Annotated in this window: 13 protein-coding genes and 1 pseudogene; 7 read left to right on the plus strand and 7 right to left on the minus strand. The window is 58.3% G+C overall.

The annotated features are described in order from the left end of the window. The first annotated feature begins 6 nt into the window (after nucleotides 1–6). The 3 genes from astE to ves all read left to right on the plus strand — a co-directional run bounded on the left by astE (nucleotide 7) and on the right by ves (nucleotide 2,613). A complete protein-coding gene (gene astE, locus KFZ77_RS07850) occupies nucleotides 7–972 on the plus strand; it encodes a succinylglutamate desuccinylase (RefSeq protein WP_264386162.1) in 966 nt (321 codons plus the stop codon). 313 nt (nucleotides 973–1,285) lie between these two features. After that, the gene (gene spy / locus KFZ77_RS07855) at nucleotides 1,286–1,765 is read left to right on the plus strand and encodes an ATP-independent periplasmic protein-refolding chaperone Spy (RefSeq protein WP_264385918.1); all 480 of its coding nucleotides are present in this window, start codon (nucleotides 1,286–1,288) and stop codon (nucleotides 1,763–1,765) included. A 281-nt stretch (nucleotides 1,766–2,046) separates the two neighbouring features. Continuing rightward, entirely contained in the window at nucleotides 2,047–2,613 is a 567-nt protein-coding gene (gene ves / locus KFZ77_RS07860; RefSeq protein ID WP_264385919.1) for an environmental stress-induced protein Ves, read from the plus strand. Here the strand turns inward: ves and cho are convergent. From cho to nadE, 3 genes are all read right to left on the minus strand, one after another. Then, a complete protein-coding gene (gene cho / locus KFZ77_RS07865) occupies nucleotides 2,590–3,468 on the minus strand; it encodes an excinuclease Cho (protein WP_031519817.1) in 879 nt (292 codons plus the stop codon). The genes ves and cho overlap by 24 nt on opposite strands. Before the next feature lie 68 nt (nucleotides 3,469–3,536). Next, the gene (gene yddG, locus KFZ77_RS07870) at nucleotides 3,537–4,427 is read right to left on the minus strand and encodes an aromatic amino acid DMT transporter YddG (protein ID WP_264385920.1); all 891 of its coding nucleotides are present in this window, start codon (nucleotides 4,425–4,427) and stop codon (nucleotides 3,537–3,539) included. A gap of 39 nt (nucleotides 4,428–4,466) precedes the next feature. Further along, a complete protein-coding gene (gene nadE, locus KFZ77_RS07875) occupies nucleotides 4,467–5,294 on the minus strand; it encodes an ammonia-dependent NAD(+) synthetase (protein WP_264385921.1) in 828 nt (275 codons plus the stop codon). 253 nt (nucleotides 5,295–5,547) lie between these two features. Here nadE and osmE point away from each other — a divergent pair, with 253 nt between their 5' ends. Continuing rightward, nucleotides 5,548–5,898, plus strand: a complete 351-nt coding sequence (gene osmE / locus KFZ77_RS07880; RefSeq protein WP_264385922.1) for an osmotically-inducible lipoprotein OsmE — start codon at nucleotides 5,548–5,550, stop codon at nucleotides 5,896–5,898. 51 nt (nucleotides 5,899–5,949) lie between these two features. On the opposite strand, the gene katE is transcribed toward osmE, so the two are convergent. Next, on the minus strand, nucleotides 5,950–8,208 hold the full coding sequence (gene katE / locus KFZ77_RS07885; protein ID WP_264385923.1) for a catalase HPII: 2,259 nt from the start codon (nucleotides 8,206–8,208) through the stop codon (nucleotides 5,950–5,952). A gap of 223 nt (nucleotides 8,209–8,431) precedes the next feature. Here katE and cedA point away from each other — a divergent pair, with 223 nt between their 5' ends. The 3 genes and pseudogenes from cedA (at nucleotide 8,432) to KFZ77_RS07900 (ending at nucleotide 9,480) form a co-directional block, all read left to right on the plus strand. Beyond that, complete coding sequence (gene cedA, locus KFZ77_RS07890; RefSeq protein ID WP_031519808.1) at nucleotides 8,432–8,665, plus strand: cell division activator CedA; 234 nt, start codon at nucleotides 8,432–8,434, stop codon at nucleotides 8,663–8,665. A 121-nt stretch (nucleotides 8,666–8,786) separates the two neighbouring features. Continuing rightward, nucleotides 8,787–9,121, plus strand: a pseudogene (locus KFZ77_RS07895) (type II toxin-antitoxin system RelE/ParE family toxin). Beyond that, nucleotides 9,118–9,480, plus strand: coding sequence for an addiction module antidote protein (locus tag KFZ77_RS07900; protein ID WP_031519806.1), 363 nt, complete (start codon nucleotides 9,118–9,120; stop codon nucleotides 9,478–9,480). The pseudogene KFZ77_RS07895 and the gene KFZ77_RS07900 overlap by 4 nt, the downstream one beginning before the upstream one ends. 90 nt (nucleotides 9,481–9,570) lie before the next feature. Here the strand turns inward: KFZ77_RS07900 and KFZ77_RS07905 are convergent, their stop codons facing one another. The 3 genes from KFZ77_RS07905 to kduD all read right to left on the minus strand — a co-directional run bounded on the left by KFZ77_RS07905 (nucleotide 9,571) and on the right by kduD (nucleotide 12,544). Further along, entirely contained in the window at nucleotides 9,571–10,962 is a 1,392-nt protein-coding gene (locus KFZ77_RS07905) for an L-cystine transporter (protein ID WP_031519805.1), read from the minus strand. Between the two features lie 134 nt (nucleotides 10,963–11,096). Beyond that, nucleotides 11,097–11,687, minus strand: a complete 591-nt coding sequence (locus KFZ77_RS07910; RefSeq protein ID WP_031519803.1) for a metal-dependent hydrolase — start codon at nucleotides 11,685–11,687, stop codon at nucleotides 11,097–11,099. A 95-nt stretch (nucleotides 11,688–11,782) separates the two neighbouring features. Then, nucleotides 11,783–12,544, minus strand: a complete 762-nt coding sequence (gene kduD, locus KFZ77_RS07915) for a 2-dehydro-3-deoxy-D-gluconate 5-dehydrogenase KduD (RefSeq protein WP_031519801.1) — start codon at nucleotides 12,542–12,544, stop codon at nucleotides 11,783–11,785. Nucleotides 12,545–12,575: the final 31 nt, after the last annotated feature.

Raw genomic sequence — 12,575 nt, forward strand, 5'->3', positions numbered from 1 at the left:
GGCGCGATGCAGGATTTTCTCAGGCTGACGCTGGACGAGGCTGCTCCGCAGCCCGTATCGGGGGAGTGCGCGCATTTTCGCTGGCGCTGGCTGGCAGTGGGCGTCCTGACGTTTGAACCGCTGATGCCGGTTGACCGGGCGCTGGTGCTTTCGGCCGGGCTGCACGGGAATGAAACCGCGCCGGTGGAGCTGCTGGATAAGTTGCTACAGCGCCTGATGCAAGGCGAGATCCGTCTGCAGTGGCGGGTGCTGGTGATACTGGGGAATCCGGCGGCGCTGCGCGCGGATCGCCGGTTCGTTGATTACGATATTAACCGGCTGTTCAGCGGGCGCTGGCGCGATGTACCCTCGTGCAGCGAAACCGCCCGGGCGGCGGCGCTGGAGAAACGGGTAAGCGACTTCTTTGCCGCTGGCGAAGAGCGCATCCGCTGGCATCTGGATATGCACACCGCCATTCGCGGCTCATATTACCCGCGCTTCGGCGTCCTGCCCGCCCGCGCCCGGCCTTATGATGAAGGCTTTCTGCACTGGCTCGGCTGTGCCGGGCTGGAGGCGCTGGTGTTTCATCAGACGCCGGGCGGCACCTTCACCCACTTTACCAGCGCCACGTTCGCCGCCCTGAGCTGCACGCTGGAGCTGGGTAAAGCCCGGCCGTTTGGCAGTAACGATCTGAGCCAGTTCAACCAGGCCGCACAAGCGCTGGCAGCGCTGCTGGGTGGCGAGGCGCTGCCCGTCGCGAACGCGCCGCGGCGTTACCGGGTGGCGGGGCAACTCATTCGTCACAGCGAAGCCTTCATCCTGCACATGGCGGATTCCACGCTCAACTTCACCCCGTTTCCGCGCGGCACGCTGTTAGCGGAAGAGGGTGAGACGCGCTATGAAGTGCAGCATGATATCGAGCGGGTGCTGTTTCCTAACCCGCACGTCGCGCCCGGTTTACGCGCCGGACTGATGCTGGTGGAAATAACCTGATGCCTGCGCCCCATTATTTGGGGCGTACTTTTACCACGGTCGAAAATATCAGGAATATTCCTGGATAAAGGGTTTTCATTCCCCGTTCGGCTGGTTATACTTTCTCCACAATTTGCTCTAAATCAATCAGATAACATATTTCATCATCACTCTCCGCAATCTTTCCTTATTTTCTCCATAATTGAACAATCTTTCACTTTTCCCCTTTCACAGCTTTACTGATGCTCTGAATACTTGACGCTGAACCCCCTAAACTCATTCTCGTCAACACGGTGAACCCACCGCGAAATAAACTGAAAGTAAGGACAAAACTATGCGTAAATTAACTGCTCTGATTGTTGCTTCTGGCCTGATGTTCGGTGCGGCTAACCTGGCGCACGCGGCGGAAACCACCCAGCCTGCGGCGGGCGAAGGTAAGCCGATGATGCACCACAAGCGTGGCCCGCATCACGACATGATGTTTAAAGATCTGAACCTGACCGATGCCCAGAAACAGCAAATCCGCGACATCATGAAAGACCAGCGTGAAAAAATGCCGCGTCCGTCCGCCGATGAGCGCCGTACCGTACACAGCATCATTGCCAGCGACAGCTTCGACCGCGCCAAAGCGCAGCAGGAAGTGGATAAAATGGCCGAGCAGCACAAAACCCGTATGCTGGCCCACATGGAAACCCAGAATAAGATCTACAACATTCTGACGCCGGAACAGAAAAAACAGTTCAACGCTAATTTTGAGAAGCGTCTGACAGAACGTAAAGCGCCGGAAGGTAAAATGCCTGAGTCTGCTGAATAAGCCAGACGCTATTTCTGAGACCGCCGTTGCTGCTCATCCCTGGTGATGGGCAGCAACGGCGGTCTTCTCTTTTCTGCTTTCTTTTGCCTGCCTCTTGCCTGCGCGCTGCGAATCGCTATGCTCTCTGCGGCCAGAATAAAAAATTGATTCATCTCGCTTTTTTATGACGCCCCCTAAGGTAAATCGCCGCTCTGGCCGATAACCCTGGCTGTACATATAACAACAACAATGCTGCGCCACTCATCCGGTGCAGCCGCGCTGTGCGCGTTTCAGGAGTCGTAATGCACTTTTTCGATATTACAAAAATGCCGGTCAACCTGTGGCGTAACGGTGCCGGGGAAACCCGTGAGATCTGCTGTTATCCGCCGGCGACCCGAGACTTCGCCTGGCGCGCCAGCATCGCGTCAATCGCCGGGAACGGGGAGTTTTCACCCTTGCCGAAGGTAGACCGGGTGATCACGCTGATTGAAGGCGGGGAGGTGACGCTGGATGGCGGCAGCGCCTTTCGCCATACGCTCAGGCGCTATCAGCCGTTCGCGTTTTCCGCTGAACAGCCGGTGCGCGCTGAGCTGACCGAGGGCAGGATGTCGATGGATTTTAATATCATGGTGCACCGGGAGCGCTGCCGCGCCAGCGTGCGGGTGGCAGACCGCACCTTCACGACCTTTGGCAACCACGGTGGGATTGTGTTTGTCCTGAGCGGCGCCTGGCAGCTTGGGGATACGCTGCTCAGCGTCGATCAGGGCGCGTGGTGGCAGGCGGGCCACCACACGCTGCGGCTGCTGAAAAACCAGGGGCAGTTGCTGTTTACCGAGATCGCGGCGTTACCCGGCGAGCGCGTCGCCTAACTCGATAATTTCGAAATCACCGCGGATCATCGGCTTACAGAGGATTTTGTAGCCGTCATTATCGAAGCCGTGCTGCGGCTGTTGCAGCTGCGCGGCGTCTTCGAGGCGCGCCACCGAGCCGAGCCAGAACCAGTTATGAATGATATGGTACTGGGTCATCTCGCCGAAACTCTCCTTCAGCCCGACCGGCCCCTGCCACGGCCAGCAGACGATGCGCATCTGCTCCAGAGCATCCAGCAGCCGGGTATGATGCTCGGCCTCGCTTTCGCGCCCGCAGCAGGCACCGGCGCAGCGTTTGAGCGCCGAGCGGAAGCAGGCCCGGCCACGCGGCAGGCTCTCCAGCCCCACCAGCCCGTAACAGAGCTGCCAGTCGTCGGCGATGGTTTTTAACGTTTCCAGCGCAGCGCGGCGGTTCGCAAACAGGCCATACAGCCCGCTCTGGGCAGCAAAATCGACCTCTTTGGCATATACCACCTGCGGCTTACCGTTGGTTAACAGCAGCGAGCAGAGCTGACGGTTACGGCGCAGACGCTTGTTGAACAGCGGCTGCTGCGCTTTGATCATCTGCGCTTCGAGCAGCAGCGCGCCCACTTCTCCGGCGGTACAGATAAAGGTGATGCGCCGCGACTGGCGCAGCATGGACGCTTCATCCGGGGTGCGCAGATGGGACAGCACACGGCTGCGGATATTCACGCTTTTCCCGATGTAGAGCGGCATGGTGTCGCTCTCACCGTGAAAAACATAGACCCCAGGATGACGCGGCAGGGCTTCAAGCCAGGGGCGCAGGTGTTCGGGATACTCATAGATGGCGGCGGCTTCAAATTCCGGCCCGGCCCCGCGGGTACGTCTTACCACGACAAACTCCTGAATACTGGTTACCTGTACAGTGTAGCAGAGCGATCGTGGTTAAAAAAGCGTCTTGATCAGGCGTGGTGCCGGGTCGCCAGCCAGCACAGCAGCGAACCGCAGACCACCAGCGCCACGCCCCACCAGAAGTCGGATCCGGGGCGCAGGCCCAGCCACAGCGTTGCCAGCAGGGCGGAGAGCACCGGCGTAAAGTACGATGCGGTAGCCAGTAGGGTCATGTTCCCGTGCTGAATGCCGTGATTCCACAGGCTGTACGCCACGGCGGTAGAGATCCCCATAAACAGCAGCTGGAGGGAGCCGGAGAGCGTCACCTGCATCGACGGCTGCGTGCTGGTGGCAAATTTCAGCCACAACACCAGCGCGGTAACCGCAAAAAACAGCGTTACGCCGCTTTTTCCTTCGCTGATGCGCCGGGTTAAGGTGCAGTAGAGCGCCCAGATAATGGCTGCGCTGAAGGCCAGCCCGTAAGCCAGCGGGTTATCCTGCAAGTTGTGCCACAGCAGTTCGGGGGACCAGTCGCCGTCGCCCTTCAGCACCTGGACCACGCCCAGGCAGGCCAGCAACAGGCCGGGCCACAGCAGCAGCGAACTACGCTGGTGGTTGATATAGCGCGCCAGCAGCACCGTCAGGCTCGGCCAGAGATAGTTGATCATGCCCAGTTCCAGCGCCTGGCTGCGGGTATGCGCCAGGCCGATTGCCAGTGCCAGACAGATTTCATAGCCCACAAACAGCGCACCGCCAGTCCACAGATAGCGCACTGGCAGCGTGCGCGGGCGGGGCAGACCGGTGGCGACACAAAGGAAAAGGGTGCTCAGGGTATAGATCAGCGCCGCGCCGCCGACCGGGCCGAAATGCTCAGAGATACTGCGAAACAGCCCAACAGAGGTGCTCCACAGCAAAATCGCGCCCAGCCCGGCAAGGGTGGCGCGCTGTACGTTGTACGTCATAACCTGTCCATAAAAAAGGTGGCTTGCGCCACCTCTGTATTACTTCTTCCAGAAATCATCAAACACGGTGATGGGGGGCCGGCGCTTATGTTCGGTTTTCAGATACCAGCCCTCAATGATGGCGGCGGTGTCCGGCGGAACCGACTTGCCTTCCAGGTAGTCATCAATCTGATCGTAGGTCACACCCAACGCCACTTCATCCGACAGAGAAGGGCGGTCATCTTCCAGATCCGCAGTCGGTACTTTCAGATAGAGGTGTTCCGGGCAGCCCAGGGTTTTCAGTAGCTGTTTGCCCTGGCGCTTGTTGAGGCGGAAGATCGGGTTGATGTCGCTGCCGCCGTCGCCGTATTTAGTGAAGAAGCCGGTGATGGCTTCCGCCGCGTGGTCAGTCCCCGCCACTACGCCTTTGGTCATGCCGGCGATGCTGTACTGGGCCTTCATACGCTCACGCGCTTTTTCATTCCCGCGCACAAAATCGCTCAGCTCAATGCCGGCGTCGCGCAGGGCTTTTTCACTGGCCAGCACCGCCTCTTTGATGTTGACGGTCAACACTTTATCCGGCTGGATAAACGCCAGCGCATCCTGACAGTCCTGCTCGTCAAACTGCACGCCATAGGGCAGACGCACGGCGATGAACTGATAACTGCTGTCGCCGGTCTCTTCGCGCAACTCGGTGATGGCCATCTGACAGAGTTTGCCGGTCAGCGTGGAGTCCTGACCGCCACTGATGCCGAGCACCAGCGACTTCAAAAATGGATGGGCTTTGAAATAGTCTTTCAGAAAGTCGATGCTGCGGCGGATTTCCTGCTGCGCGTCGATAGTGGGGCTGGCACCCAGCGCTTGAATGATCTCTTGTTGTAAAGCCATCTCTCCCTCCGTATAGCTCGCCTGCGCGTGCAGGCAAAAATATGTGATGTAGTTAAAGCTAAACCTTTGTTGCCAAAACAACAAGCAGGCACCCATAGCAAAACCACATGAGTCGGGCGGATCACCCTCCGGGGCTATCCCATTTTTCGCAATAGAATGTTCCTAAAGAAGAAATCATTTTTTGTCACGAGTTGAAAATTCCTGTTTGTTCTTCCAGGCTTATCTCACACGCTGAAAAAAACGAGGAAGAAATATGAAAAAGAACTTTGCAGGAATTTTAAGTGCAGCGGCTGTTCTGACTATGCTGGCAGGCTGTACAGCATACGATCGCACCAAAGATCAGTTCTCTCAGCCGGTGGTGAAAGACGTCAAGAAAGGCATGAGCCGTGAACAGGTTCGCCAGATTGCCGGTCAGCCGTCAACTGAGATCAATATGGTTCACGCTCGCGGTACTTGCCAGACTTATGTGCTGGGCCAGCGTAACGGTAAAGCCGAAACCTATTTTGTGGCGCTGGATGAGACCGGCCACGTACTGAACTCCGGCTACCAGACCTGTGCGGAATATGACACCGATCCGCAGGCGCAGCAGCAGAAAGCGCAGTAATTATTGCGCGTTAAAAAAGAAACCGGCCATCGCGCCGGTTTCTTTTTGTCTTTATGCCGGGATAGTCAGCGCCTGAGGGGTACGCGACCATACGCGGTGATGACACAGCTGCTGGATGAAGTCATCCACGAAGGTACCAGCACCCGCATCGGCTTCCACCACACCCTCTTCACCCTGCGCGCCCACACCGAGTACGGTTCTGAACTGTCGGGCAGCACCCACCAGACCAATCACCTTCAGGTGCTTATAGGCTTCCAGCAGGTAATAGACCGCGTCGGCATTGCCCGCGATGCTGTCGATATGCCCGCCAGGCACGATAACCGCATCCACGGTCACCGACGGCGATCCAGCGAAGGTCGCGGCAATATCCAGCACCGAGCCGTCGTCCGCCGTGATTTCGCCCATGCGTGAATAGAGCAGTTTCGCATGCACGCCCTGGGACTTCAGCCCCTGCAGGATCGCCAGCAGGTCACCGGCATCGGTATTGTCGTTGAGCAGCACCGCCACCACGCGACCCTTCACCGACCCGCCTGGTACTGCATACAGGCTCAGCGAGGCATCTTTTTTCAGGCCGTTAACGTCCTTCGGCGGCGTGAGATGCATCTGCTCGTCGCTCAGGGTAATACCGAGATTGGTGGCCACCGGGTGCGCCAGTGAAATGTCGATGCGTGCCAGATGATCGACCACGCGCTCGCGGATATAGCCCCGTACCACTTTCGACAGCTCAAAGCTGAAGGCGTCGATGATGTGCTGCTGTTCAACCGGCGTCTGGCTCTGCCAGAACAGGCGCGGGTGCGAATAGTACTCCCCGAACGACGGGCTGCGTTCGCGTACCTTATGGCCTTCGACGCGGGTCTGGTATGACTCAAAACCGCCGCCCTTCGGCCCCGGCGGCGTTTCGCGCGGCCAGTTATCGTTGATGGAGTTGGGTTCGTAGTTCGCCGGGTTGGTATCAATATCCATGCGGTGCATGCCGTCGCGCTGGAAGTTGTGATACGGGCAGGTCGGGCGATTAATCGGGATTTCGTGGAAGTTCGGCCCGCCAAGACGGCTTATCTGGGTGTCGGTGTAGGAGAACAGACGCCCCTGCAGCAGCGGATCGTTGGAGAAATCGAGCCCCGGCACGATATGGCCCGGATGGAAGGCGGCTTGTTCGTTCTCGGCAAAGAAGTTGTCCGGGTTGCGGTTGAGCACCATTTTGCCCACCAGTTGCACCGGCACCAGCTCTTCCGGGATCAGTTTGGTCGGGTCGAGCAGGTCGAAATCATATTTGAACTCGTCTTCTTCCGGGATCAGCTGCAGGCCCAGCTCGTACTCCGGGAAGTCGCCCGCTTCAATAGATTCCCACAGATCGCGGCGGTGGAAGTCCGGGTCGCGGCCGATAAGCTTCTGGGATTCATCCCACAGCAGCGACGCTTTGCCCGCCACCGGTTTCCAGTGGAAGCGCACAAAGGTGCCTTTACCGTCGGCGTTAATCATGCGGAAGGTGTGGATGCCAAAGCCTTCCATGGTGCGGTAGCTGCGCGGAATGCCGCGATCCGACATGGCCCAGATCACATTGTGCAACGTTTCCGGCTGCAGCGAGACGTAATCCCAGAAGGTATCGTGCGCGCTCTGGCCCTGCGGGATCGCCCAGTGCGGCTCGGGTTTTACCGCGTGGACGAAGTCAGGGAACTTATGCGCATCCTGAATGAAGAAGACCGGGGTGTTGTTGCCCACCAGGTCGAAAATGCCTTCTTCGGTGTAAAACTTGGTGGCGAAGCCGCGAATGTCGCGCACCGTGTCGGCGGAGCCGGCGCTGCCCTGTACGGTAGAGAAGCGTACAAATACCGGAGTGATTTTTTCCGGGTCAGACAGAAATGCCGCTTTAGTGATGTCGCTCAGGTCGCGGTAGGGCTGGAAATAGCCGTGCGCTGCCGAACCGCGGGCATGCACGATACGCTCGGGAATGCGTTCGTGGTCAAAATGGGTGATCTTTTCGCGCAGGATAAAATCTTCCAGCAGCGTCGGGCCACGGGTGCCGGCACGCAGCGAGTTCTGGTCATCGGCAATGCGCACGCCCTGATTAGTGGTCAGCGCTTCGTTTTCACCGCCTTTGCGGAACGACTCCAGCGCGTTGAGCTTTTCGTTTGAGGTATCGGGTGCTTTCAGGCTGCCGGGAGCGGTGGGTTCGGCACCGGGAGGAGTAGGGTGAGCGGAAGGTTGATGGGAGCCATCTTCCGGTGCCAGCGAGCCTAATCCTGGCTGCGACTGACGGGCATCGTGGACCGGTGCCCGGTGTCCGGCGTTATTATGGTCTTCGTGCGACATTTCTCGTCTCCTGTTTCCATTACTGAAAAGTGGTCGTTGCTACTAAAAACCCCTCTAACTATAGAACAACCTCGCGGCGACGCTTCGCTTCAGCCCTGGCAGACTGCCGCTTCGGCTGTTGTTTTTTAACGCAAAACCGCACGCCGGGCGCGACGTTGCGCGGTGAGATCCGCTATCATAGGCGCTGCCTTTTTTTGTAAGAGTGACCAACGCCAGTTTGACTATGAAAACGTTACGCCAACAAAATCGCCCCGTTATTAGCTATGTCCCGCGCGTCGAGCCTGCGCCGCCGGATCACGCCCACAAGATGGACGGATTCAAGGATGTGTGGTTACTGCGCGGTAAGTACGTAGCGTTTGTGCTGGTGGGGGATCACTTCCGCCGCTCTCCGGCGTTCACCGTGCCGGAGTCGGCCCAGCGCTGGGCGCTGCAGGTGCGCCAGGAAGAGGAGATGTAAGCCAGGCGCGTTTTAACCCCCGGCTCCGCCATAGCCCGCTGTCACTTAAAAGTGACAAATCACCTTGTGGCAATGTCCTTTATAAGCGACAATCATCTCAGGCCAGGAAGGCGAGGTGATGATGCTTTATATTGCAAAACGTTATCAGGACCACAATAACCACGTTCCATACACGGACTGGATTAGTAAGCTCAGACGGAAAAACCCCCAGGCCGCAGCAAGGATCGACATCCGCGTTGCGCGAGCAACCGCCGGAAACTTTGGCGATCACAAGTTTGAAAGACAGGGCGTGTGGGCATACGCATAGATTGCGGTCCGGGCTATCGGGTGTATTACGCAATGGATAAAGGAGCGATTATTTTGCTGTTAATCGGTGGTGATAAAAGCACCCAGGATGACGATATTGATAAAGCAGTAGGTTATCTCAACGATTATCACGCGAGACTGACAAAATGAGTGACCACATCGAACAGGTAACAGAGCTTAACGAGGTCAGCGTAACTTCTCCGGCTGCCGTAGATCATGATGCTGCAATGGTTGAAGAGCTGCGCGCGGATCCGGACTATGCTGAAATCTATTTGCAGACCGCGCTGGAAGGGATTTACGAGCCAGGCGGCGTGAGCGCGTTCCTTATCGCTCTCCGTCAGGTTATTGAAGCCCGGGGCGGCGTCAGCGAGATTGCCAAAAAAACCGGGCTTTCACGCCAGCACATCTATCGTGCGCTGTCGGAAAATGGCAACCCGACCATCACGACGATCACTGAGTTAACCCGCGCCGCGGGCGTTCGACTCGCAACCTCATCCCGGTACGGCTAATCTTTCCGGCGAAAACAACGCATTCACTGAATTCCGCCCATAAAAAAACCTGCGCGATGCAGCACCGCGCAGGTTTTTTTGTGCGTGCGATTAACGGTGCGCCAGTTCGGCTTCCTCGTCGCTGTTCATTACCGCTTTGTCGGTCTGCTTCATCCACTGGCTGGTGAGCGTACCGGCGGTCATGGAGCCGCTTACGTTCAGGGCGGTGCGGCCCATGTCGATCAGCGGTTCAACGGAGATCAGCAGGGCGACCAGCGTCACCGGCAGGCCCATCGCTGGCAGAACGATCAGCGCGGCAAAGGTGGCCCCGCCGCCCACGCCCGCAACACCGGCAGAGCTGAGGGTGACGATACCGACCAGCGTTGCGATCCACACCGGGTCCAGCGGGTTGATACCGATAGTCGGAGCAACCATCACCGCCAGCATCGCCGGGTAAAGACCCGCACAGCCGTTCTGGCCGATGGTGGCACCGAAGGACGCGGAGAAACTGGCGATCGCTTCCGGTACGCCAAGACGACGGGTCTGGGCTTCCACACTCAGCGGGATAGTAGCGGCGCTGGAGCGGCTGGTGAAGGCGAAGGTCAGAACCGGCAGCACCTTGCGGAAGAAGCGCAGCGGGCTGACGCCGTTAACGGCCAACAGCAGGGCGTGCACGCCGAACATGATCGCCAGACCGAGGTACGAGGCGACCACGAAGCTGCCGAGCTTGATGATGTCCTGCAGGTTAGAGCCGGCAACGACTTTGGTCATCAGCGCCAGCACACCGTACGGCGTCAGCAGCATCACCAGACGCACCAGCTTCATCACCCAGCTCTGCAGGGTATCGATGGCCACCAGTACGCGCTGGCCTTTCGGCGCATCGTCTTTCAGCAGTTTCAGCGCAGCGACGCCCAGGAAGGCGGCGAAGATCACTACGCTGATGATAGAGGTTGGGTTCGCGCCGGTAAGATCGGCAAACGGGTTTTTCGGTACGAAGGAGAGCAGCAGCTGCGGCACGGTCAGGTCTGCAACCTTCCCGGCGTAGTTGGTTTCAATCGCCGTCAGGCGCGCGCTCTCAGCGGTACCCTGCACCAGGCCTTCGGCGGTCAGGCCAAACAGGTTGGTGACCAGCACGCCGACCAGCGCGGCAATCAGCGTGGTGAACAGCAGCGTGCCGATGGTCAGGAAGCTGATTTTACCCAGCGAGGCGGCGTTATGCAGACGGGCTACCGCGCTCAGAATCGAGGCGAAGACCAGCGGCATTACGATCATTTGCAGCAGTTGCACATAGCCGTTACCGACGATGTTGAACCACTGAATGGAATCTTTCAGCACCTGGCTGTTGTCGCCATAGATCGCGTGCAGCGCCAGACCGAACACCACACCGATGACCAGACCCACCAGCACTTTTTTGGCGAGGCTCCACTGCGCTTTACTGGCTTTCGCCAGCCCCAGCAGCAGAATGACGAACACCGCAATGTTCGCGATTAAAGGAAAGTTCATCCCCGTTCTCCTGATTTATTATTTGCAGGCACGCGCCTTTGTCGTGCCTTTATGGCGCAAGGTTAGCAGATGGCTCGCACGCGCCCTTATATCCAAATGGAATGGTTTATGACAAAAAGACGTGTTTTGTTTGCTTATTGACCGGAGTGAGGAGAAATAAAGCGGTTAAAGCCGTTTTGCAGCGAGTTGATCAGCTGAGACGAGGCGCGGATGACGCTGTTTTCCGGCAGCCCCTGCGGCATCCAGATGGCAAAGGCAAAGAAGGCCATGCACAGCACGCGCTCCAGCTGGTTCCCTTTTTGCGGCATCAGTAACGGCAGGCGGAAGCGCCAGCGGCAGGGCCACAGCAGCGGTACGCCGGCGGGAGTAATCATATCGGCGGCGATGTGGCTGAGATAACCCACCACCATGCCCTGAATCGCATCCGGCGGTACGACCCAGGTTTCCGGTACCTGTAAATAGAAGAAGGTCAGCACCGCAAACACCGCCAACAGGCTGTGGGTAAAACCGCGATGACCAAACGCCCGGGCGATGGGTTTTGACACCCATTTCAGGCGCTGCCCGAGAAACGACTTCGGGTGGTCGATGTCCGGCAGCAGACAGGTGAGAATGGCAGACGGAATAATATGCCACCAGTCGCCATCCGCGAGCACCGGCGTGAGTTCGGCATTTTTGGCAAACACCGCACTGGCAATAGAAAAAAGCAGATGGCCTTCCGCCGTCATGATAAAACCCGCTGGAGCTGTCGATTCATCCAGTATAGGGTTTTTATACAGTAGACGGAAGTAGTGACGGTGTAACAATTTACCTTTAGTGACGTTTAACGCGCCAGCCAGCCGCCGTCCACCGCCAGGGTATAGCCGTTGACATAATCCGACGCGCCCGAGGCGAGAAACACCACCGGTCCGGCGAGATCCTCGGGCGTGCCCCAGCGGCCTGCGGGGATACGGTCGAGGATCTGCTGATTGCGCTCCGCATCCTCACGCAGCGCCTGGGTATTGTTGGTAGCCATGTAACCCGGCGCGATAGCGTTGACGTTGATATGGTGCGGCGCCCATTCATTGGCCAGCAGGCGCGTGAGGCCCAGCACCCCGCTTTTGGAGGCGGTGTAAGAGGGAACGCGTATTCCGCCCTGGAATGAGAGCATGGAGGCAATATTGATGATTTTGCCGCCGCTGCCCTGGCTGATGAACTGTTTTGCCACCGCCTGAGAGAGGAAGAACAGCGACTTCAGGTTGAGATCGATGACTTCATCCCAGTCCTGCTCGCTGAAATCAATGGCATCGGCCCGGCGGATGGTGCCGGCGTTATTCACCAGAATATCCACCTTACCGAAGGTATCCAGCGCGTGGCTGATGATGCGCTCGACGGGCTCAAGGGTGCCAAGATCGGCCTGCACTGCCGTGAAGCGGCGTCCCAGAGCCTGGACTTTCTGCTGCGTCTCTGTGGGCGTTTTGCGGGTTACCGCCACAATATCGCACCCGGCCCCGGCAAGACCCAGCGTCATTCCCTGTCCCAGCCCGGTATCGCACCCGGTGACGATGGCCACTTTCCCGGCCAGGTTGAAGGCATCACCCATCATCGCTTCCTCGTTTTCACTCAGTAAGAAACGG

The sequence above is a fragment of the Siccibacter colletis genome (assembly GCF_025914095.1).
In the GTDB taxonomy this organism is placed as follows: domain Bacteria; phylum Pseudomonadota; class Gammaproteobacteria; order Enterobacterales; family Enterobacteriaceae; genus Siccibacter; species Siccibacter colletis.

Bases quoted from the DNA above. Each gene is read 5' to 3' on its own strand.
- astE (WP_264386162.1), top strand. From the start codon at position 7: ATGCAGGATTTTCTCAGGCTGACGCTGGACGAGGCTGCTCCGCAGCCC.
- spy (WP_264385918.1), top strand. From the start codon at position 1,286: ATGCGTAAATTAACTGCTCTGATTGTTGCTTCTGGCCTGATGTTCGGT.
- ves (WP_264385919.1), top strand. From the start codon at position 2,047: ATGCACTTTTTCGATATTACAAAAATGCCGGTCAACCTGTGGCGTAAC.
- yddG (WP_264385920.1), bottom strand. From the start codon at position 4,427: ATGACGTACAACGTACAGCGCGCCACCCTTGCCGGGCTGGGCGCGATT.
- nadE (WP_264385921.1), bottom strand. From the start codon at position 5,294: ATGGCTTTACAACAAGAGATCATTCAAGCGCTGGGTGCCAGCCCCACT.
- osmE (WP_264385922.1), top strand. From the start codon at position 5,548: ATGAAAAAGAACTTTGCAGGAATTTTAAGTGCAGCGGCTGTTCTGACT.
- katE (WP_264385923.1), bottom strand. From the start codon at position 8,208: ATGTCGCACGAAGACCATAATAACGCCGGACACCGGGCACCGGTCCAC.
- cedA (WP_031519808.1), top strand. From the start codon at position 8,432: ATGAAAACGTTACGCCAACAAAATCGCCCCGTTATTAGCTATGTCCCG.
- KFZ77_RS07900 (WP_031519806.1), top strand. From the start codon at position 9,118: ATGAGTGACCACATCGAACAGGTAACAGAGCTTAACGAGGTCAGCGTA.
- KFZ77_RS07905 (WP_031519805.1), bottom strand. From the start codon at position 10,962: ATGAACTTTCCTTTAATCGCGAACATTGCGGTGTTCGTCATTCTGCTG.
- KFZ77_RS07910 (WP_031519803.1), bottom strand. From the start codon at position 11,687: ATGACGGCGGAAGGCCATCTGCTTTTTTCTATTGCCAGTGCGGTGTTT.
- kduD (WP_031519801.1), bottom strand. From the start codon at position 12,544: ATGATGGGTGATGCCTTCAACCTGGCCGGGAAAGTGGCCATCGTCACC.